The organism is Sporosarcina sp. SAFN-010, assembly GCF_059415065.1.
Genome location: NZ_JBPFDS010000003.1, coordinates 19,871 through 41,681 on the forward strand (window position 1 = coordinate 19,871; position 21,811 = coordinate 41,681).

The 21,811-nt window shown below is 38.0% G+C and carries 19 protein-coding genes, 1 riboswitch and 2 other annotated features; of the genes, 15 read left to right on the forward strand and 4 right to left on the reverse strand.

What is annotated here, in order from left to right; all coding sequences use genetic code 11:
• Positions 1-104: 104 nt before the first annotated feature.
• The 5 genes from ACR65F_RS04695 to ACR65F_RS04715 all read left to right on the forward strand — a co-directional run bounded on the left by ACR65F_RS04695 (position 105) and on the right by ACR65F_RS04715 (position 3,365).
• Positions 105-662: a hypothetical protein gene (locus ACR65F_RS04695; RefSeq protein ID WP_039044147.1), complete on the forward strand. Its 558-nt coding sequence runs from the start codon at positions 105-107 to the stop codon at positions 660-662.
• A 145-nt stretch (positions 663-807) separates the two neighbouring features.
• On the forward strand, positions 808-1,707 hold the full coding sequence (locus ACR65F_RS04700) for a PhzF family phenazine biosynthesis isomerase (protein WP_039044146.1): 900 nt from the start codon (positions 808-810) through the stop codon (positions 1,705-1,707).
• A gap of 101 nt (positions 1,708-1,808) precedes the next feature.
• Positions 1,809-2,354 carry a hypothetical protein gene (locus tag ACR65F_RS04705; RefSeq protein WP_039044145.1) on the forward strand — a complete coding sequence of 182 codons (546 nt, stop codon included), beginning with the start codon at positions 1,809-1,811 and terminating at the stop codon, positions 2,352-2,354.
• Between the two features lie 64 nt (positions 2,355-2,418).
• Entirely contained in the window at positions 2,419-2,640 is a 222-nt protein-coding gene (locus tag ACR65F_RS04710) for a hypothetical protein (RefSeq protein ID WP_231567286.1), read from the forward strand.
• A gap of 404 nt (positions 2,641-3,044) precedes the next feature.
• Complete coding sequence (locus tag ACR65F_RS04715; RefSeq protein ID WP_440503457.1) at positions 3,045-3,365, forward strand: hypothetical protein; 321 nt, start codon at positions 3,045-3,047, stop codon at positions 3,363-3,365.
• 765 nt (positions 3,366-4,130) lie between these two features.
• Here the strand turns inward: ACR65F_RS04715 and ACR65F_RS04720 are convergent.
• Positions 4,131-4,856 carry a CPBP family intramembrane glutamic endopeptidase gene (locus ACR65F_RS04720; protein WP_440503458.1) on the reverse strand — a complete coding sequence of 242 codons (726 nt, stop codon included), beginning with the start codon at positions 4,854-4,856 and terminating at the stop codon, positions 4,131-4,133.
• An 888-nt stretch (positions 4,857-5,744) separates the two neighbouring features.
• On the opposite strand from ACR65F_RS04720, the gene thrS reads away from it, so the two are divergent.
• Complete coding sequence (thrS, locus tag ACR65F_RS04725; protein ID WP_440503686.1) at positions 5,745-6,965, forward strand: threonine--tRNA ligase; 1,221 nt, start codon at positions 5,745-5,747, stop codon at positions 6,963-6,965.
• 305 nt (positions 6,966-7,270) lie between these two features.
• Here thrS and ACR65F_RS04730 read toward each other — a convergent pair whose 3' ends face one another.
• The 3 genes from ACR65F_RS04730 to ACR65F_RS04740 all read right to left on the reverse strand — a co-directional run bounded on the left by ACR65F_RS04730 (position 7,271) and on the right by ACR65F_RS04740 (position 11,675).
• Positions 7,271-8,608, reverse strand: coding sequence for an MATE family efflux transporter (locus ACR65F_RS04730; RefSeq protein WP_440503459.1), 1,338 nt, complete (start codon positions 8,606-8,608; stop codon positions 7,271-7,273).
• 186 nt (positions 8,609-8,794) lie between these two features.
• Complete coding sequence (locus tag ACR65F_RS04735) at positions 8,795-9,355, reverse strand: TetR/AcrR family transcriptional regulator (protein WP_440503460.1); 561 nt, start codon at positions 9,353-9,355, stop codon at positions 8,795-8,797.
• 244 nt (positions 9,356-9,599) lie between these two features.
• Positions 9,600-11,675, reverse strand: coding sequence for a S9 family peptidase (locus tag ACR65F_RS04740; RefSeq protein WP_440503461.1), 2,076 nt, complete (start codon positions 11,673-11,675; stop codon positions 9,600-9,602).
• Between the two features lie 302 nt (positions 11,676-11,977).
• Between ACR65F_RS04740 and sigV the strand changes: the two genes are divergently transcribed.
• The 9 genes from sigV (at position 11,978) to ACR65F_RS04785 (ending at position 20,979) form a co-directional block, all read left to right on the forward strand.
• Positions 11,978-12,469, forward strand: a complete 492-nt coding sequence (sigV, locus tag ACR65F_RS04745) for an RNA polymerase sigma factor SigV (RefSeq protein WP_039044165.1) — start codon at positions 11,978-11,980, stop codon at positions 12,467-12,469.
• Between the two features lies 1 nt (position 12,470).
• Positions 12,471-13,343 carry an anti-sigma-V factor RsiV gene (gene rsiV, locus ACR65F_RS04750; protein ID WP_440503462.1) on the forward strand — a complete coding sequence of 291 codons (873 nt, stop codon included), beginning with the start codon at positions 12,471-12,473 and terminating at the stop codon, positions 13,341-13,343.
• Positions 13,344-13,487: 144 nt separating this feature from the next.
• Positions 13,488-14,360, forward strand: coding sequence for a polysaccharide deacetylase family protein (locus tag ACR65F_RS04755; protein ID WP_440503463.1), 873 nt, complete (start codon positions 13,488-13,490; stop codon positions 14,358-14,360).
• A gap of 150 nt (positions 14,361-14,510) precedes the next feature.
• Positions 14,511-14,766 (forward strand) — a binding site (T-box leader).
• Between the two features lie 59 nt (positions 14,767-14,825).
• On the forward strand, positions 14,826-16,079 hold the full coding sequence (locus ACR65F_RS04760; protein ID WP_440503464.1) for an MFS transporter: 1,254 nt from the start codon (positions 14,826-14,828) through the stop codon (positions 16,077-16,079).
• Positions 16,080-16,180: 101 nt separating this feature from the next.
• Positions 16,181-16,442 (forward strand) — a binding site (T-box leader).
• 50 nt (positions 16,443-16,492) lie between these two features.
• Positions 16,493-18,133: a methionine--tRNA ligase gene (gene metG, locus ACR65F_RS04765; protein ID WP_440503465.1), complete on the forward strand. Its 1,641-nt coding sequence runs from the start codon at positions 16,493-16,495 to the stop codon at positions 18,131-18,133.
• 245 nt (positions 18,134-18,378) lie between these two features.
• Positions 18,379-19,146: a class I SAM-dependent methyltransferase gene (locus ACR65F_RS04770; protein ID WP_440503466.1), complete on the forward strand. Its 768-nt coding sequence runs from the start codon at positions 18,379-18,381 to the stop codon at positions 19,144-19,146.
• 50 nt (positions 19,147-19,196) lie between these two features.
• Entirely contained in the window at positions 19,197-19,733 is a 537-nt protein-coding gene (locus ACR65F_RS04775; protein WP_440503467.1) for a GNAT family N-acetyltransferase, read from the forward strand.
• Between the two features lie 208 nt (positions 19,734-19,941).
• Positions 19,942-20,466 carry a GNAT family N-acetyltransferase gene (locus ACR65F_RS04780; RefSeq protein WP_440503468.1) on the forward strand — a complete coding sequence of 175 codons (525 nt, stop codon included), beginning with the start codon at positions 19,942-19,944 and terminating at the stop codon, positions 20,464-20,466.
• Between the two features lie 75 nt (positions 20,467-20,541).
• Positions 20,542-20,979 (forward strand): lipoprotein, encoded by a 438-nt coding sequence (locus ACR65F_RS04785; RefSeq protein WP_440503469.1) that lies wholly within the window; start codon positions 20,542-20,544, stop codon positions 20,977-20,979.
• 618 nt (positions 20,980-21,597) lie between these two features.
• Positions 21,598-21,699: riboswitch (purine riboswitch) on the forward strand.
• Positions 21,700-21,811: the final 112 nt, after the last annotated feature.

Below are 21,811 nucleotides of genomic sequence, written 5' to 3' on the forward strand. Positions count from 1 at the left end.
AGAATAGGGCAAGATTACGAATTAACGGATAACTGGGGTGATGTTTTGAAACGTCTTCTCATAAGAGTTTTAGTTACAATGGCTATCGAGAGGAAGAAGAATGTATGAACATCTTAAAATCTAAAAAATGCTTAGTGATTATTATTGCCTTGATAGTTTTTTTAGTATTACTAATTCTTCCTCAAGGAATTAATAAGGAACAACTTACAAATGAAATTGAAAGCCGTGGGAATAATATAAACATACAGCATATTGAATTATTGGATGGTAATAAATCTATAGCTTTTATCAAAAATGATGATGGTACAGAAAGCGAAATGTATCTCGAGAAATCTTTATTTTCTTGGAAATTCAAACAGGACTTCACCTTTGAACCGGAGGGAATTAATGAACCTATTCATCTTTCATTTTTCCAGTCTCCATTTAACAAGGAAGAAAAATTAAATACTGTTCTACTTAGAGTATTTGATAATGAAATAAGTAAAGTTAGAATCAAAATAGGCGAGAAAATATTAAATGATTTTGACCTTCTATCCAAAGGTTCTGGTGAAAGGTTTGGACTATTTAAAACTGAAAATAATAATATCTATAAAGCTGAATATATTGCTTACAATAGTAAAGGTGAAGTAGTTTATACACTTAAACCTGAAGAGTATTCCTAATAAGTGGATAAAACCCATCTTCAGCTTAAGGGGGCAATTCTAGAATAAGGATTATGTCGTTGAAGGGCCATTTAGTTGGGGAAGAACTTAGTAATGAACGGTAAAATATTACGGAGTAATAAATTGACTAATGGAGGAATGGGTTGTGAAATCGATCAAGGTATATCATTATGATGCTTTTAGTAAAATACCTAATAAGGGAAATCCTGCCGGAGTGGTTTTAAACGGGGATGAATTGACAGATGCAGAAATGGAAGAGATAGCTTTAAAAGCTGGATTTAACGAGACTTCTTTTCCTGTAAAATCAGAAGTAGCAGACTTGAAAATACGTTTTTTTACGCCAGGTCATGAAATGAATTTATGCGGTCACGCAACCATGGCAACTCTCTTTGCGTTAAAAACGAAAGGATTATTGGGTGACAAAACAGATATTACAATTGAAACAAGGGCGGGAATTTTACCAATAAAAATAAATTTAACTGTTGATAATGAAATTTATATTACAATGAAACAGGCTACACCACAGTTTGAAAAGTTTAAAGGCTCGAAGAAAGACTTAGCCAACTCAATTGGATTAAAACAAGAGGATCTTGATGATGATTTACCAGTCCTGTTCGGTAGCACGGGTGTCTGGACATTATTAATCCCAATTAAAGAACTAGAAACTTTTGAAAAAATGAAACCAGATAATAAAAAGTTCCCTGCTGTATTGAAAGAAATGCCAAAAGCATCTGTTCATCCATTTTGTATGGGAACCTATGATTCTGGCGCTGACATGCACGCAAGACACTTTTCTTCACCATATTCAGGCACGATTGAAGATGCGGTAACTGGGACGGCTTCAGGTGTAATGGGTGCATACTATGCTAAATACATAAATAACAATTCTAAAGAACCGTTAAATCTAATAGTTGAGCAAGGTCATGAAATTGATAAAGATGGGCGAGTCATGGTACAAGTTTCTAAGAATGAAGATAATTACGACATAGAGATTACTGGAAATGCAGTCTATGTTAAAGAATTCGATGTTTTATTAGAAAATTAATAGTTTGTGATGTAGTGATCTTAAATTATCGGTTGCTTTAACGGCAGAAGGTTAGTGTCTCAATCGGGCCAATTAGTTGTATTAGGAAGGACAGTGAATTAATGAAAAGGTGGTTACTAACTGCCCTTTTAGTAGCAGTAATTATAGCTATTGTTTGGGTACTATCTGAAAAAACTAATTCATACTCTGAATCTCAAGAAGCACTATTTGAAATTGATAATGATTTGTCCATAATACCTGGATACAAGTTAAATGACAAAGCACTTTTCTTTTTTATAAAAAACGAGGAAAACTTGGGTGCTGTTTATGTTCAAAAAAGAATGTTTGGATGGAAAGTAGATACGCTGACTTGGAGTCCAATGGCCAGTAAAAGAAATTATGATAGTGATAGTCTAAATGGATTCCAAGGGCATGGTGAGAATTTGATCTATGGTTTAATCAAGCAAGGTGATGACCGAATTGTGCAAGTCAATGAAGAACAAGCCACTATACTCAATTTGGCGATGTTGCCGCAAGATGAGATAGAAAGGTTCCGATTAGAAGGTTTGTATATCTGGTATTTTGAAAGCGAAGAACCATTAACTGGTGGGGTAATTAGATTAATGAATAAGAATACTGACGAAGAATTAGATAACGCTGATTTTTAAAATTAACATGAAGGATTACATAACAATCGGGCCAGATTCAGAAAAAAGTAATGATTAGTGGGAGTTGAGTGAACTGGTTAAAACAGTAACTTTTTCATTTACCAGTAGTACATTCGAAGGTACTGAGGCAAGAGAGACATTTACTTTTGAAGAATTAGAGATTGATGAAAGTCTGGATGAAAAAGAATTAGGAGTTGAACTCGATCGAATTTATCAGGCGTGGATCTGGGACAAGATTAATGTATCGGGAAGTATCGTTATAGACGAACCTGATACATTTCAATAACGCCTGTCTTATAAACTGGGGAAGTTGCGGAAGAAGGACTATTCCCGAATCGGGAGCGATTGCAATGAATTTGATATGGTCTATATTGGAATCCAGCCCTATAATAGAATAATAAAGTAGTATTAACTATGTCTAATGAAGTTATTTCGATATTTGCCATAGTTTCTGCTGTGATATGGATTGCGGTTCCCCCAGAGGCTGTAAAAACTTCAAAAGAGATAAAATGGCGAAAAATGATAACATTACTGTCTGCAGGATCTTTATCGGCATTAGTTCTAACGATTTCGCTTTTTCAAAGCCTGCCGTTTTAGTTCCATTTACAAGGTGCAGTAACGGAAGAAAGTTGTGCTTTAAACGAGCCAATTTGAGGAATTATACTATTGACTTTGCGGGGGTGTGTTACTTTGGAAGAACTGACATCTTATGATTATTGGCAGGATTTAAAGATCGTTGTAATCCAGTTAATTATTCTGTTAGTTGTTGTCACATTAATTGTGCTAGCTATTCGGAATTTATCAAGAAAGTCAAAAGGAATGGATAAATCTACAACAAATATATTAATCGCTGTAGTGATAATGTTAGGGCTTTGGTTTGCTCTAGGAATTCTAGGAATAAATGCAGTCTATTTTGTTCCAAGGTTCATTGAATGGACTACGAAGTTTATACTACCGTGGGTGGTATTATATTGGCTAGTTAAGCTTATTAAAGTTCTGGAAAGAAAATAAATTTAGTTTAGATGCGGCCCGAGTGCTTTATATGCGATTGCATCGATATCCCAATCGGGCTAATTACTTCACAATGCCAGAATAGACTTGTGATGATTTTATAGAAATGTTCCAATTTATTTAATCTGAATATACAGAACTTGTAACGAGTTGTAACGTCCTATTATTAGATTTGAAATGAGGTGAATATTTGGGGTTTTGGTATTTCTTAATATTATTTGTAGGAATATTCTTATTAGTCAAAGGGCTACTTAAAAACAAAAAGTTCGGCTTGGTATTTGTAGGAATATTATGTATTTCATTCTCGATATTTATGTTTTTGCCTGGAAGTGATGAAATAATTTCGGACATTTTCAATTTGAATTAGAGAATGGAATGGGTTTTAAACTTAATACTTTATTATTTTCATTAATGGGTACAATAAAGGAATACAAGGTGCACTTCAATATGGTCAAATTTTTAACGGAATAGCATTTATCAATCAAATTTAAGAATTGATGTTGTCATTGTAAGAATTAAAAATAAATGGAGGATTTCAAAATGGAGATAGCACAAGAATCGACAGGTAGGAGATGTAATTTATCAGTTAGCAATGAATGATTAACTAGATAATTTGCACAATCAGAAAGTTTACTCTTACAGATAGTAAGAAAAGAACTAGCTGACAAACCTCTTTTAGAATTTGGTATCACTATTAAAACTTCAACATCTTAACAGAATTCCGCTCCTTTTATCTAAAAGTTGCATCCTCACATGATTGGAATTTCAGGGATTCGCTTTAGAGAGCCTAACCGCTCTTACCCATAAATAAATAGTATATAGAATTAAAATAGAAACTATAACAACCGTGTAAAGTGAAGATCCCGTATTTTGTGATGATATAATAATAAAGTTATTGAGACCATGAAAGACGATTGCAATAATGATAGATTGGTTATTTACTCGTAATAGTGAAAGGACCATTCCTATAAAGAATGCATAGGCGATTTGCAACAAGGTATCTTCTAATGATTGGCCGCTGAGCAGCTGCAAAGAGTGCGTAATTGCAAAGAGACCACTGGTAACGAATACAGCAACCTTGAAATTTTTCTTACTAAACATATTCATCATGAATCCTCGGAACACCATCTCCTCAACGAACGCAACGACTGCAATTTGAGTTGCAAGCACCACGAACAACATATTAATAGGAGTGCTTTCAATCCCTCCATTACCAATGAATAATAGGATTACTATCAGCACTAACGGTGCGGAAAATAACATGGTTCTTCTGGCGGGCAGCAGCTTGTTCTTGGAAAAGTAAAATTCCCATTTCTTTGTTATAAATAGATAACCCATTATTCCTAATGCTAGCGGGACTATACCTAAATACTTTAAAAATTCGTTGGAAGGCTCACTAATAGTAACAACTATCCCATTCACTGTGAAAAAGAAAATCACTAAAAGTTCCAATCCGATAACCTTCATCAACAGATTGAATTTTCTTTTCAAAACATCTCCCACCTTCTTATTTTATTTATAAAATTATAGTCAAAATAATACGTAAGTTGAAGCAAGCTCTAACTCTTCTGTTTTTTTCAAGTCTTCCTATAGTTTTTTTACACTTTTTATAAAGCTAAGAAATGACGTGCATAATATTCTGTTTGTTATAATTGTATTCATGATACGTTTTACATGGTCATAAGTTCCATTGCGGCATGCACTAATAGTATGCTCTATACCTAGTAATAAGCTCTGTTTTCACTTTTCTTCGACGCACAGTGATCATCCATTTGTTTCACCTCTGAAATCACAAATTAAGAATTCTTCTTGACATCTCAGAAAACTCACTCTATAATCCATAAACAAAGCTTCGTATCCATATATTTGCAATGAGAAGGACATGAATCATTTCATAATTTCGCTACCAGAAAACAAGGTCATTGGCTGGAAACCTTGAGCGAAATCGAGTGATTTACCACCTTTCTGGCTAACATGAGGAACTGCATACGTGCATGAAATCATGTTCGGGAAACCGTTATCGACTTAAGCGCATGCCTGCATTTTTTGGCATGCGGAAACTTGGGTGGCACCACGACCGCATTCGTCCCTTATACAGGGGAGGAATGCGGTTTTTTCAATTGAATATTAAATGCTATGACAAGGACATGAATTATTCTTGAGTTCTTACCAGAGAACAGGACCATCGGCTGAAAGTCCTGAAGAAACGAGAGATGATTTACCGCCTTGAAGCTGACATGGAGAACCATGGAATTTAATGAAACCGTGTCCGGGAAACCGTTATCGCAATGAAGTGCAGAGGCATGCTATTGGCATCTGCAAAAACAGGGTGGTACCACGACCGCATTCGTCCCGTTCCAGGGAGGAGTGCGGTTTTTTATATATAAAAATTTCAGGAGGCGTTTTAACATGTCCATTCAATCAAAGGAAGAGCAAAGAAATCATCGTAAACTCGGTCAAGAACTGGAATTATTCATGGCATCTGAGGAAGCTCCAGGAATGCCATTCTATTTGCCTAACGGGATGATCCTGCGCAATGCGTTGGAAGACTATTGGAGAGATGAACATCGTAAAGCGAATTACAAGGAGATTAAGACACCAATCATGATGAAACAAGAATTATGGGAGACATCCGGTCATTGGGATCATTACCAGGACAATATGTATTTTTCAGAAGTCGATAATCAGAAATATGCACTTAAACCGATGAACTGTCCAGGATCGATGCTGATTTTTAATCATAAGCGGCGCAGTTATCGGGAGCTGCCAATTCGATATGCAGAATTAGGATTGGTTCATCGCCACGAGCTCTCTGGATCGTTGAATGGTCTATTACGAGTCCGGGCATTCACGCAAGACGATGCCCATCTATTTGTCCGGGAAGACCAAATTGAAACAGAAATCGATCGAGTTTTAGATCTCATTCACGAAATGTATTCGAAGTTCGGATTCGACTATGAGGTTGAACTGTCAACAAGACCAGAAAATTTCATGGGTTCGATTGAGTTGTGGGATCAGGCGGAGCGATCACTTGAAAATGTCCTGGAGCAACGGGGGATGCCGTATACATTGAACGAAGGAGATGGTGCGTTTTACGGTCCGAAAATCGATTTTCATATTCTCGACTCTCTCGGCAGAAGTTGGCAGTGTGGTACGGTTCAATTAGATTTTCAAATGCCCGAAAAGTTCAATTGTCAGTATATCGGTGAAGATAATTCGCTGCATCATCCGATCATTATTCATCGTGCGATATTTGGTTCCATAGAACGATTTCTTGCGATTTTAATTGAGCATTACGAAGGTGCATTTCCATTATGGCTGGCACCTGAACAGATTCGTATTTTACCAATTGCAGATGCTCATCTCGATTATGCGTTTGAAGTTAAACGGATACTTACTGAAAAAGGCTATCGTGCAGAAGTGGATGATCGATCTGAAAAATTTGGATATAAAGTGAGGGAAGCGGCGAAAGCCAAAATCCCGTTTGCTTGGGTAATCGGTGATAAGGAAGTGGAGAATCAGGCGGTGTCCGTTCGTAAACGGAAAGAAGGCGACCTTGGGCAACTATCGTTTGAGTCGGCACTTGAATTACTGGAATAAGCATAAAACAGTGCCCATGTAATACTAGTTTTGGAAACGGTTCAGACGTTTAGTTGATGGAATAGGTTTTATATAATCCTTGATTGTTGTTCTTTTTCACTGTCTATATCTTGATAACACCTGGAAATAATCCGGATCAAAAGAAAAGCTGGACGTATTGGATACGTCCAGCTTTTACAGATAGTTTAAGTGGTTGGGATAGAAGCATTTAGTAAAAGAGTCTAAGGAACTTGAGTGCTTAATGGAAAAAATGCTGAATTGCTAGAACCTATCCTTAGTACTCCAAGTGACTTGTTCATTGCCACTCAACGTGATTTTTCAGCATTAAGCTGATACAGCCAAACACCGACGAAGACGACAAATTCTGATGCAGGGATGGACAGCCATATCCCATTCGTACCGAAGAGTGCAGGTAGAATGATGAGAAATGCGAGCATAACCAGGATTTCTCTAGAGGCGGTAATCCAAGTCGCCATCCTGACGTTACCGACTGATTGGTAATAGGTCATCATGACGAAGTTCATGCCCGTGAACAAGTAGGCGATGAAGAACAGATGGATACCAGATTCTGCGAGTGTTGTGACCTCCCCAGGAAAATCTCCGAACATCGAAACAATTGGGCTTGCAGCGAATTGTCCAACGAGTAGGGAGGTGATGCCTGCTCCGAGTGCAGTTGCCATCGCGAGTTTCATGGTGGTTCTTTTTCGTTTCTCATTTTTCGAGCCTTGATAGTAGCTAATAAGGGGTTGGATTGCACTGCCCAGACCGAGGAACAACATGAGCATAACACTGTGCACATAGTTCAAAATCGAAAAGGCGGCAACACCCACAGTACCTGCTGTCCGCTCGAACGCTATATTGTGCGAAATCGTGAATACGGATATTCCTACTTCTGATAGGAAGCTTGGGAAACCGATGACGACAATGGCGACAAATAATGTTTTATCGAACGAAAACCGAACCCATTTTAAGTTATTGGATCGCTTCAGGAAGTGACACGCTAATATCAGCATCCCGAGCGCTGAAGCGAGTATGGTCGCGAATGCGGCTCCTTTGACACCGTAGTCATAGACGAACAGAAATAGATAATTCAAGATGATATTTAAAACGGATGTCGAAATAAGTGCAACCATCGCAAGATTTGGTCCGCCATCGTTCCGAACAAAAATACTGAACATGTTTTCCACAGTCAAAATGACGCCAAAGAGTAATATGACATATAAATAATCGGAAACGTATTGGAATGTGTCCGGGTTCGCTCCAAGAAGGTAAGCGAGCGGTGTGCGGGCGAGAAATGCGAGTAGACCGATAGTGAGCGTAATCAGAACGATTGACACGAGGGCGTGGCTGAATATTCGACGTCCTTCTTCCGGATTGTTCGCGCCCATCGCCATGGAGTATTTTGTTGCCGCCCCAATGCCGATCCAAAGAGAAACGGCAAGAAAAATCGAGTAGACAGGAGCCGCGATTCCTACACCTGCAAGTGCTTCTGCGCCAAGCCGGTTTCCGACCATGATTCCGTCTGCGACAATGTTGACCGCCATCAGCAACATACCGATCATCGATGGGATGAGGTAACGCAAAAAAATGCGTCCAACAGGTTGGCTGTCGATGTCATTTAGTTGTTTAGTCTGTTTACCCATTGCACAAGCCACCTCTCCATTTATATTGGTTATGATCTATTTGTCGTTGTTGATAAATTCCCTCTTTCATATAGAGGTTCATAATTCCATCCTACTTTCAATTCATTCATTGTGAAACACAAAAACTATTATTGTTTTATTAGTTTACAGAGTCAAGGAAAAAAACCGAACAGCGTGTCGGTTTTTTTACATACGATCCACTTTTACCATTCCATACAGTAGGATATCGACAATTTCATCCAAAGCTTCTTCAACAGTAATACGGTTCTCCAAGAAAAATTGACGATCCATAGTCGCATTGGCCGCTTCGATAATCAGTTTCATAAGGAGTGGTACGTTGTGGTCTGCAATGAGTCCCTCCTGTATGCCTTGCTCGATCAGTTCCTGTAGTTCATCCCATTCGTTCAATGCCGTATGGATGCGTGTCCACTGGTCAGGATACGATTTTTTCATCTGTTCAAGTATCTGCCATGTATAGAAGTCGTTGTATTTAGGAATGACAGTCATAGTCTTCTTGATTTTTTCGATTAAGGTCAAGTGAGGGCTTTGCATGATCGCTTCGGTCTTTTCGTCGAATTCCTGAAGTGTTGAGTCGATGATTGCATCCAAGATATCCACTTTTGAGGCGAATTGCTCGTACAGCGTACGTTTACTAATGCCAAGCCTCTTGGCAAGATCCTCCATCGTGAATTTCATACTTTTCTCATGCACTTCTTCTAAAAAAGCTTTCATGATCCGTGCTTTCATACTTCTTCCTCCTGACGGGTGTAAACTGTAAAAACAAAAATAGTTTCAAGCGTTCAAATAGGACTATATATTGTAATGGACAGGAAGTCAAGCTGATCGTTCGGAGAAAAGAAATCGTCGAGTGTGAATGCAGGTATTTGGACAAATGAATTGTATTCCATGAATTTCCTCTTTTATTGGAGTGCAAATAGAAATCTGGTGGAAAAAAGCAGTATGCTTTCTCCAACAGATTAGTTTTAGTAACTTATTTGACAACACCCTGAACATTCAACTCTACACCAGTCCCGATTTTATCCAACACAAACGCATATAACGCCGCGACTTCCTTCAATTGGTTGAAACGTCCTGACTCCCCGAAGTGACCTGCACCCATATTGGTTTTCATCACTATAATATGGTCGTCGGTTTTCATTTCTCTTAAGCGGGCAACCCATTTTGCAGGTTCCCAATAGCCGACACGGGGATCGTTCAAACCAGTTGTGACGTAGAGGTGCGGATACTCTTTCGCTTCCACATTGTCATACGGGCTGTAGGACTTCATGTAAAAGTAATCTTCTGATTCCCTCGGATCTCCCCATTCGTCCCATTCCAGTGTAGTGAGGGGAATGGTAGTGTCGAGCATCGTAGTGACAACATCGACGAACGGCACTTCAGGGACGATGATTTTAAACAAATCACCAGCCATGTTAGCGACAGCTCCTGCCAGCAATCCACCCGCACTACCACCGCGAGCAGCTAGCTGGTCCGAAGTTGTGTAACCGTCCTCAATCAGATATTTTGCAGCCGCGATAAAATCCGTAAATGTGTTGCGCTTGTTTTGCATTTTTCCATCCTCATACCAATGTTTCCCCATTTCCGATCCTCCGCGCACTTGCGCTGTGACTAACACAACTCCTTTTTCTAATACAGGAAGTCGATATGGACTGAAATTTGGGTCACTGTTGGATCCATAAGAACCATACGCAGACAGGATAATGGGAGCGGGTCCATTATCGAATGCTCCTTCTTTATAAACAAGGTTCAATGGAACTTTTACTCCATCTCCAGCTGTAGCCCACAATTGTTTTTGACAGAAGTTTGAAGAATCATATTCACCGCTGACAAGAGCTACTTGTAAACACTGCTTTTCTCTAGTGAGCAGATCGAGTGCATATGTTGTTTCTGGCGTAAGTATCGATTCGAAGACAAGTAACACTTCAGGAGCATAGTAGCTTTGATTTGATTTAACTGAAACGGAATAGAGCGGTTCATCCCATTGAATCTGTTCCAGCTGACCATTATTTAGTTCCCAGATTTGCGTCAGTCCGTTTTCGCGTCCAGCGACAAATAGTTTGTCCTGGAAAGGGTATAGCGCTTGAAGATAGCGATTTTCGTTATAGTCAACGACATTTTCACGAGTGTGCAAATTGTTGAGTGGAGAACGATGCAGTTGGAAGTTTTGGGCTCCTTCGTTCGATAGAATCAGTAAATCCTCACCCCAGTGCTCGACGTCGTATTCGATACCATCACGTCGCGCATCTACTAGTTGCAGAGGGGAGAGTGGAGCATCGGCGTCAATTAGACGGATTTCACTCGTCGTTTTCGAATCCGCATGCACAACAATGTATTTGCCGCTTTGAGATTTGTTCATATAGAGGGTAAACGTCTCATCTTTTTCTTCATAGAGCAGTTCATCCTGATTTGGGTCACTACCTAAACGATGGCGCATGAAGCGGCTAGGACGCTCATTCTCATCGACTGTAATATAGAAAATATACTCACTGCACCTGCTCCATTCCACACTGCCGTAGATAAACACATCCGTAATCCGGTCTGGTACAAGTTCTCCTGTTTCCAGGTCTTTCACAAAGATGGTATAGCGATCTGTGCCATCCCTATTTTCTAAATAAGCAAGAAGGCGATGATCGTTACTCCATTTTAGTGCTGTCACACTTAAATAGTCACTTGCCTTAGCCAATTTATTCAGATCGAGCACTACTTCCTCATGTACTTCAGATAGTAGTTCACGGCTAGATGCCTTTTTACGTGCATAGATCGGGTATTGTTTCGTTTTGTCCAAGCGGGAGTAGTAGAAATATGGCCCATGTTGCACAGGAACGTCAACTTCTGATTCAGGCACGCGGTCCACCATACTCTGAAAAATCTCTTCGGTTTGTTCCCTGAGAGGTTCCATAATTTCGTTGTAATAACGGTTCTCGTCCTCTACGTACTTGATGACCTCAGGATTATTGCGGTCCTTCAGCCAATAATAGTCGTCTTCGCGCACATCGCCATGCAATTCATGAGGATGGGGGATTCGTTTAGCAATAGGTGGTTTCATGTATTAAAATCTCCTTCCATCGATATATGTAATAGTTTCGCTATGCACTAGGGAAATCCTTTTTTTGTAAGAAGGTTCTGACTACATGTGAAAACAGAGTGTGTAGGAACCAAACATGAATATTCGTTGTAAAGTAAGCTCAAGTTGTGAAGAGTTCACGTTGTTAAACTTCTGTCGAAAAGACGAGCTACGTGTTTTCCATAAAATTTTGGATCAATCCAAACTTTTTTCAGAAGCTGCCCGTCAAACAAGTAAGACGTGAGCGCGACATGTTTAAAACTGGAGAAGGTGGATCATTTGTCATGACAAAAAATGAAAAGTTCGGACTGGTAGAGCGTTTTTTAATCGAAAATCAAAATGCTCATTACCGTCTTGCATACAGCTATGTGAAAAATAAAGAAAATGCACTTGATATTGTACAAGACTCGATTTTTAAAGCACTACAATCCATTGATCGTCTGGATGAAGTTAAGTATTTAAAGACTTGGTTTTATCGAATTCTTGTAAACACTTCCATTGATTTCATCCGGAAACATCAGCGTATGACGGTGATGGACGACGAGATTCTCGATGGCTACTTACCGAAAGCAGAAGACGAGCAGACAGATATGGATTTGCTAGATGCGCTTGATGCGCTCACACCTAATGAAAAGTCGTTAATTGTTTTACGTTTTTTTGAAGACCTTAAAATTGAAGAGGTAGCGTCTGTTCTTGGGGAAAATGTAAATACAGCCAAAACAAAGCTTTACCGAACTTTAAAGAAATTACGTTTAGAAATTGGAGAGGGGATTTAGGATGAAACAGATAAACAAACTTAAGAAGGAATATGATGATATTGAAATCCCTTCTGAATTGGACGAAATGGTGAAACAGTCTATAAAACGAGCTAAAGCCACAAAAAAGAAGCATTCTCCTTTGAAGCAGTGGTCGATTGGTGTAGCTGCAGCGTCAGCATTATTCATCGGTAGCGTCAATGTCAGTCCCGCCTTGGCTCAATCGATGGCGAATGTACCTGTCCTTGGTGCCATAGTGGAAGTCTTCACAGTACAGACCTTAACGATGGACAAAGAGACTTATCAAGCGGAACTTAAAACACCTGCTATTACTGGGTTGGAAGACGAAGGATTGCAAGCATCGTTGAATGAAAAGTACACCGAAGAAAACAAAGAGCTCTTTAAGCAATTTAAAGAAGAAGTCGCGGACATGGAGGAGGTCGGTGCTGGCCATTTAGGCATAGATACTGGGTATGAAGTAAAAACGGATACAGAGCAAATGTTATCGATTGCTCGCTACTATGTGAATACAGTTGGATCATCTTCCACTACGATGAAATACGATACGATTGATAAGCATAATAATATTTTAATTAGCCTACCAAGTCTTTTCAAGGATGATTCCTATATAGAAGTAATTAGTTCCTATTTAACAAAAGAAATGAAGCAACAAATGGCGGACGATGAGAACATTTCGTATTTCGCATTCGATGGGTCAAATCTCGAATTCATGACTATCCAAGCTGATCAAGACTTCTATATTACCGCTGATCATAAACTCGTGATTTCTTTTGACAAGTACGAAGTAGCACCTGGTTACATGGGAATTGTCACATTTGAGATTCCTTCAGATATCTTGAGTGATGTCCTTGTAGGTGATACGTATATTCGCTAATTTGCTTTTTAACAGCAGCAGATGACTGATTTCGTCTGCTGTTGTCCCTATTTTTAATAGAAGAAATTCTAATCTTACATAAGCTAAAAGAACGACCCATTCAGCATGAGAATATTCACAATGTGACAGGAGGATTTGTTTGAAATGAGTGCATTAAATCAACAAGAGACTAGGAAAAGGAAGAGGTTGAAAAAACGATATTTCGTAATTCTTCTACTCGTTCTATTTGGCACCGGGTTTTTTGTCGGGAAATCGTATTCTGCACGTGAACTCCCAAGTACGCCAGATGAATCATCAAGTGCACAAGAAACAATCGATCAGTCAGAAGAATCCAGTCCCCAACCTGAAGAGTCAGATAAGGAAGAACCGGTTAAAGAAGAACCTGTTGTTGAAGAAAAAACGCCGGAAAAAGTAGTCTATTTGACGTTCGATGATGGCCCTAGCAAGTTGACTGAGCAGTTTTTAGATATCTTGCAGGAGCATGGAGTGAAAGCAACGTTCTTCATGCAAGGAAGCAATTTAAAGAAAGAACACCTACAGAAAAGTGTGAAACGTGCCGTACAAGAAGGTCACTACATCGGCGCCCATAGCATGACTCACAATTACAAAACGCTTTACACTAACCAGCAATTCGTACCGGAGATGGTTGAAACACTAGACTTAGTCCACGAAATAACAGGAACGAACCCTCATTTAGTCCGTCCCCCTTATGGGTCAGCACCAGGGTTGAAAAACGAACAGATGCGAACACAACTTGCTGATGCACATATTAAAGTTTGGGATTGGACCATCGATTCGAAAGACTGGGAACTGGCGGGTAATCCCTCTCAAATTTTGCGGAATATCAAACAGGGTGCCACCACCGATAGGGAAATTGTCTTGATGCACGAAAAACCACAAACTTTGGAGGCACTCCCTGGGATTCTTAAGTTTTTCAAAGACCAAGGATACGAATTTGCTGTTTATGACGAGGCTCATCACTTTGTACTCAATTTCCAAAATGATTTAGAGCTATAGGAAAGATGACAATTCTATAGGAATGTAAAAGAAACAGTCTTAAATGTTTAATCATATATGTGAATTTGATGTTCAAAATGACACGCGAAAAGAATGCATGAATATAGTGACCCTTTACTAAAAGAGTTTTTAGTGATACTATTCATAAAATCAAATGCGACGAAGAGAAGAGTAAATAATTGTTTTCTTTCTAGAGAGCTCCGGTAGCTGAAAAGGAGTAAGAAATAATTATTGAAGCAAACCTCTGAGCAGCATCTCGGAACCTACAATAGGGGATAAGGTGCCAGGAGCTCCTGTTATAGAGCTAGAGTATACGCATGTTTTTCGTGTTGTACTTGATGAGATTAATATGGTGACATATTAATAAACTGGGGTGGCACCGCGATTATAGAATCTCGCCTCCAAGACACATGTCTTGGAGGTGGGATTTTTTTGTTGGTTAAATTTAATATAAGGGGGAGCTAAATGAGTGTTAAAAGGTTAATTGACGGTTGGCGGTACCCCTCCATTCTGCTATTCAGCATTGGGATTTCAAGTGTTGGAAGTTGGATTTACTTCATCGCTTTAAATTTGATCGTTCTTAACCTAACTGAATCAGCAATGGCAGTCTCAGGATTGTATATCATAAGAGCTTTGTCGACCCTACTTACGAATAGTTGGTCCGGAAGCCTTATTGATCGTCGAAATAAGAAATATCTCATGATTATTCTTAGTTTTTTTCAAGCGTGTCTAATTGCTATATTGCCTTACTTTTCATCTCTTGTTCTTATTTATAGCATGGTATTTTTTATCACAATGGCGAGTTCTATGTATCATCCAACATCAATGACTTATATTACAAAGCTAATTCCTATGGAGCAGAGAAAACGTTTTAACGCGTTACGAAGTTTGCTCGATTCAGGAGCTTTTCTTACCGGTCCAGCGATAGCCGGAATTATGTTTGCAATAGGGACACCCAATATGGCTATATACTTGAATGCCGTTGCTTTACTTGTGTCAACGTTTATTACAATGGCGATGCCTAATGTTGAGGCGGATGAAGAATTTTCAAGAACAGAAGATAGGAAGTTGACTGTTGGTCTACTGAAAGACGACTGGAAACTGGTCATACAGTTTACTCGAAACTATTCATATACCATGCTTATTTATTTTTTGTTTAGTGTCATGATCGTATTGATGACAGCTACAGATTCTTTGGAAGCTGCATTTGCAACCCGAGTGCTCTCCTTATCTGAAAGGGATTACGGACTTCTGGTAAGTAGCGCAGGTGCAGGCTTATTAATGGGTTCGATAACGAATACATTCACTGTCGAAAAGGTACCTACTTCATGGTTAATTGGAGTAGGCTCCCTGTTCACTGCAGTGGGATATATCGTATTCTCATCATCTACTACTTTTTTTATAGCAATTGTTGGTTGTTTTGTTTTATCGTTTGCCTCGGCCTTTGCAAATACTGGTTTTTATACGTTCTATCAAAACAATATACCTGTACATGTGATGGGAAGAATCGGAAGTATTTATGGGGTTATTGAGGCATTCCTAATCATCCTTCTAACTGTCATTTTCGGGTTAGCATCAGAAATGATTTCTATCAGAGTGGTTGTCGTTACCGGTTCTTGGAGTATGGCTGTAGTTGCCAGCATCTTATTTGTTTACAACATAAGACCATCCAAATCTAACTTGTATTCCACTTCATTGAAAAAATTAAAAGCGGAGTGAGGAGTGGGGGAGAAATAAGTTACTATGTACAAATGTAATATTTTGGAGTAATAAAGACTTTTAAATTTTCAGTGTTTGTGCAATAATAAGTGAAATAGTTTTTAAAAGCGATGAGAAGGAAAGTAGGTCAACCTCAATTTTCTAACAGAGAGCTTCGGAATCTGAAAAGAAGCAGAAAATAGTTGATTGAATATGGCCTTTGAGCAGCAAAGTCGACTTTCATTTTAATGAGATAGACTTTGACGAGATGTGACACTCGTTATAAATGTCAAAGTACATGCGTAATACGATGTACTTACTGAGGCTAATGATAAAACTTGTTAGCGAATTAAGGTGGTAACACGAGGAAACCTCGTCCTTAGACATTCTTTATGTCTAGGGGCGAGGTTTTTTATATTGGGGAGGGGAAAGTTATGACAATATTTATTGGAGGAGCTTGGCCATATGCAAATGGTTCGTTGCATTTAGGACATATCGCTGCGTTATTGCCAGGAGACATTTTAGCTAGATATTACAGACAAAAAGGAGAAAAAGTACTCTATGTATCAGGTAGTGATTGTAATGGGACTCCCATTTCCATTCGTGCCAATCAAGAGAATACCTCGACTGAAACAATTGCCAACCGGTATCACGAAGAATTTGTCCAGTGTTTTCAGAAGTTAGGTTTTTCTTATGATTTCTACACACGTACTGATGCCGAACATCATCATGAGTCCGTACAAAACATATTCTTAAAACTATATGAGAACGGACATCTATATAAAAAGACGATAGAACAAGCTTATTGCGAAACAGATCATCGATTCTTGCCAGATCGGTTTGTTGAAGGGATTTGTCCGAATTGTGGCGCTAAAGCAAGGGGGGACCAATGTGATGCGTGTTCATCGATTTTAGATCCACTCGATTTAATCGAAAAACGGTGTAAAATTTGTGGAAATCCACCTGCTTTTAAAGAAACAGAGCACTTTTACTTCTTGTTTAGTGAATTCCAAAAACGACTAGAGACATTTGTAGAGGAAGCAAAGAAGGAAGGGATGTGGCGTGAAAATGCGATTCGTTTGACCACAAGATATTTAAACGAAGGAGTTCCTGATCGAGCTGTAACGCGTGATTTACCCAATGGTGTTGAAGTGCCCATTAAAGGCTTTGAAGGAAAGAAAATTTACGTATGGATTGAAGCCGTCGCAGGATATCTAACGGCAAGTATTGAGTGGGCGAAACAGCATGGGGAATCACTTGAAGACTGGTGGAATGAGGAAACTCTCTCCTATTATGTACATGGGAAAGATAACATCCCTTTTCATTCAATCATCTGGCCATCTATTCTAATGGGCATTAATAATCCAACACTCCCTTCTCACATTGTTTCAAACGAGTATTTAACATTGGAAAAACAAAAACTATCGACAAGTAAGAATTGGGCAGTTTGGGTTCCATATTATTTGGAGAAGTATGATGCAGATTCCCTGAGGTATTTTTTGACAATCAATGCACCAGAAAACAGGGATACTGATTTTTCATGGAGAGAATTTGTGTATAGTCATAACAGTGAATTACTAGGTGCCTATGGCAATTTTATAAATCGTACACTTAAATTTATCGAAAAGTATTATGAGGGAAAAATACTCGTGGAAGAGATAGATACAGAAATTAGAGCGAAAATAAGAAATCTCTATCAAGATGTAGGGTTACTCATCGAGGATGCTCATCTAAAAAATGCATTAGAGCATATTTTTGAGTTTGTACGATATGCAAACAAATATTTTGATGATCAAAAGCCATGGATTCAAGTTAAAGAAGACTTGTCTGCATGTAACCGGACAATGGCGAATTGCATCTACATCATTTCAAATCTTGCGCAGCTCCTAAATCCGTTTCTTCCATTTTCAAGTCAGCGTGTGCAAGAAATGTTAGGACTTAATGAAATGAACTGGGAGGAGATCGAGGTATCTGCACGGACCCTTAAAGAAATTAAACCGCTATACACTAGAATTGAGCTAGAAAGGATTGAAGAGGAAATCGAGAATTTGAAAAAAGGAATCACTAATAGCTAGAAGTACGATGATTTTTGTAATTGATGGACATAAATTAGCAAATATTCTAAATCTAGATAAGAGGATTGTTATATCGGAATGAAGAAAATTAAAAGAGATTAAGTCTGTATTTTAGGAAGTATGGTGTGCAAGTAGAAGTAGAAGTTATTGAAAAGTTGGTTTGACCATAGTCTTTACAGAGGCACGGATTTTTCATAACAACATTGAAACAGGACAAAAAAATATGTAATAACAGGAGACTAAAAATGACGTTAACTAATTTTGAGGAATATGATGATCCAATTTTATATGATAAAGAAAATGAGGCGTATTTATCAGAATTACCATTTTTATTGAATTGGGCATCGAAAACTGAAGGAACTATTATTGATTTAGCTTGTGGTACGGGTAGACTGACCATACCTTTAGCGAAAAGTGGATATAAACTTCTGGGAGTAGATATGCATAAAGGAATGTTAAAAGAGGCAGAAAAGAAATCATCAACCCTTGGTTTGAAAATAGATTGGGTGGAGCAAGACTGCACTAAACTTAATCTGCCGATAACAAGTAGTTTGATCTATTCAGTAGGGAATTCATTTCAACATTTCCTAACGAATGATGCACAAGATGAATTACTATCCTCTGTGTATAAGCATTTAGAAATTGACGGATTTTTCATTTTTGGTACAAGATTTCCGAGTGTTGAAGAATTGTTGCAACCATGTACGGAAGAGTATTGGAAATCCTATACGGATTCTGAAACACTGAATCGAGTGGATGTTTACACGCTAAGTACCTATGATTCTTTAAATCAAGTTCAACACTATACCACTATTAGAAGATACAAAGCCAATGAAGGTGAAGTTGTAGACGAAAAGAGAACAAACATAAGTTTAAGATATGTATTCCCTAGAGAAATGGATAGAATTTTGTTTTTACATGGTTTTGAAATAATTAACGTTTATAAAGATTGGAATGAAAATCCAGTAACAAACGATAGTTATGAGATGATCTACGTTTGTAAAAAAAGATAGCCAATCTAATTATTAATATGTCGGGTTTCATAGATGAGGAAGGAAGAAATATGGAGTTTCCAAAATTAGAAACAGAAAGACTCAAATTAGTACAAGTAACGAAGGACCATATCGAGAGTTTCTATGAAATTATGTCGCGAGATGAAGTTACTAAGTACTATGGTATGGACAGCCTGAAGAGTATAGAAGAAGCCTCCCGGATCATTGAATCTTTTGAGAGGACATTCAATAATAATCGCGGGATAAGATGGGGGATAGTAACCAAAGATAAAGGGGAATTTATTGGAACGCTCGGTCTGAACAATCTTAACAAATGGAGCAAAAGAGCTGAAATTGGTTTCGAGTTGCATCCTTCCTATTGGAAAAAGGGATACACTTCTGAAGCTGTAAAGGAAATTATAAGATATTCATTCGATGAGATAGGGTTGTATAGGATGGGAGCCGTTACTTATCCGCAAAATAGTCCATCCATCTTGTTATTGAAAAAACTTGGTTTTTCAGAGGAAGGGATACTCCGTGGCTACTTATACCAAGGTAATCAATCACACGATGCTCTAATATTTTCGCTACTCCAACCAGAATGGTGAAAAATCGCATCAGAATAAGTGAACTATTTGAAGGGAAATTAGAACTCTACTTGGTGTACCACTTGATAAGTTAAGTTTAGGATATTAAGAAATTCTGCAATAAGAGAAAGAGATTCGTTAAAAAATGGAGAAGAACTCCATATAATTATCAAACAAAATGAAAAGATTATATCCTTATTAGAAGAAAAGTGATGGGTGGATAGGTGAGATGAATCTATTTATTGAGAGGTTAACAGGCCTGGATGCGGAAGATTTGTATAAGTTTGAACTTGAAAACAGAAACTTTTTCGAAGAAACGGTACCTACTCGAGGAGATGACTACTATAAGCCAGAGGTTTTTAAAATTAGGCATGAAACCTTACTCGAAGAACAAGCCGAAGGGATTTCCAGTTTCTACTTAATTAAAGATGTAAATAGTTCTATTCTTGGAAGAATTAACTTAGTAGATATTGATGTGACTCATAAAATCGCTCATTTAGGCTATAGAGTGGGACACCTACATACAGGGAAAGGTGTTGCAAAAAAAGCACTGGAATTATTACTAGAAATAGTAGGACAGCAAGATGTAAAACAAGTGAAGGCTATGACAACAACTAATAACATAGCTTCTCAAAAAGTATTAGAGAAAAACGGATTTAAACAGACGGCGTGCGATGTTGAAGAATTTGATATGAATGGCCAAAAGATAAAATTTATTTATTATAGATGGAGTAGTCAGGTTTCAAATTGTTAAAATAAGGACGCTAATTCGCAATGAGACTTAGCGTCAACTAGATACATAAGCGCCAGTTAGAAGGAGAATATGATAATGAAAAAAATAATACTTTTGTTGTTAATCATTACGATTTTAGCTGGTTGTACCGGAATAGCGTCAAACACTACTTACAAACAAGCACAAGGAACAGTTATCTTGAACGACCAAGAGTATACAATGGCTGTAGGTGAATTCGAATGGCAAGAAGAGGATTTTCAATTCAGAAAAATTAGTAATGCTGAGATTCATGAGCAAACTGAGGAATTCGATACCTTGCAGGGTGAACAAGGTGGGAAATTGAAAATTAAAATCGATCAAAATCCTTCTTCCATCTCAATCCATCAATTGAGTGAAGATCATTCCCGTGCGATTGTTGAACTTAAAGACAATGAAATGACCTTGCCACGGAAAGCGGGGTATTATATTTATGAAGTGAATGTAGTGTGGGACCATGGAAGAGCGACTTATTTGTTTGATGTATCTATAGAATGAAATTCCTCCCATTTGATGGGATACATATGTTTACAGTCGACAATTATATCCGTTCAATCTAATAGAAAAAGCAATTGTCACCATATAAATATGAACATCTTGGGGGATAAAATGAAAATCAAACCAACAAAAAACATCTTACAGACCTGGATCGAAACTTATGTTCCAGAAAAAGATTTGTTTTTTCTAACGAAAGAAGATCTTATTACTAGAATTGATAGTTCAGGTGTGTTGATAGTACCCATTGAAGAGTTTTTTAATAATAGTACATATATGCAAATAAACTATGTAAATAGTTGTGAGTACTGTAACGAATAGTACAGAGGTAACTGCTAGTGAATTATGTGAGACTCTATCGTGGCTGATACAGACATTTGATAACATCAAAGCTCATAATGTTAGCATCTGTTTTCCCTAGAGGATTCCTTTCTAATAGATGGTCACAAACGTTCATAAAAATAAATTAGTTAAGAAAGCGTTTTCCAGTTGGGGTCGTCCAATCGGATAACGCTATTTTTATGAGGTGATTTCAAACCGTTGAAATATCGCAATATAACAACTTTCGTGTTATCCATTGACTAGTTCAATGCTTTCATGCTAAAAATTATACATTGAAATAATTAATATTATATTTATGAATGTATATGCTTAAGAATATGGCTTGAGCGTTTCTACCGGGTAACCGTAAACTACCGGACTACATTAAAGAATGACTAGTTATCGTGTTTATCATTAAATGCATTTCTTTCTTCTTTTTGTAAATCTGTAACCTGGGTATGTATTTACCTGGGTTTTTTTGCAATTATCTCGAATTTAAGTTGACATCTTGAAT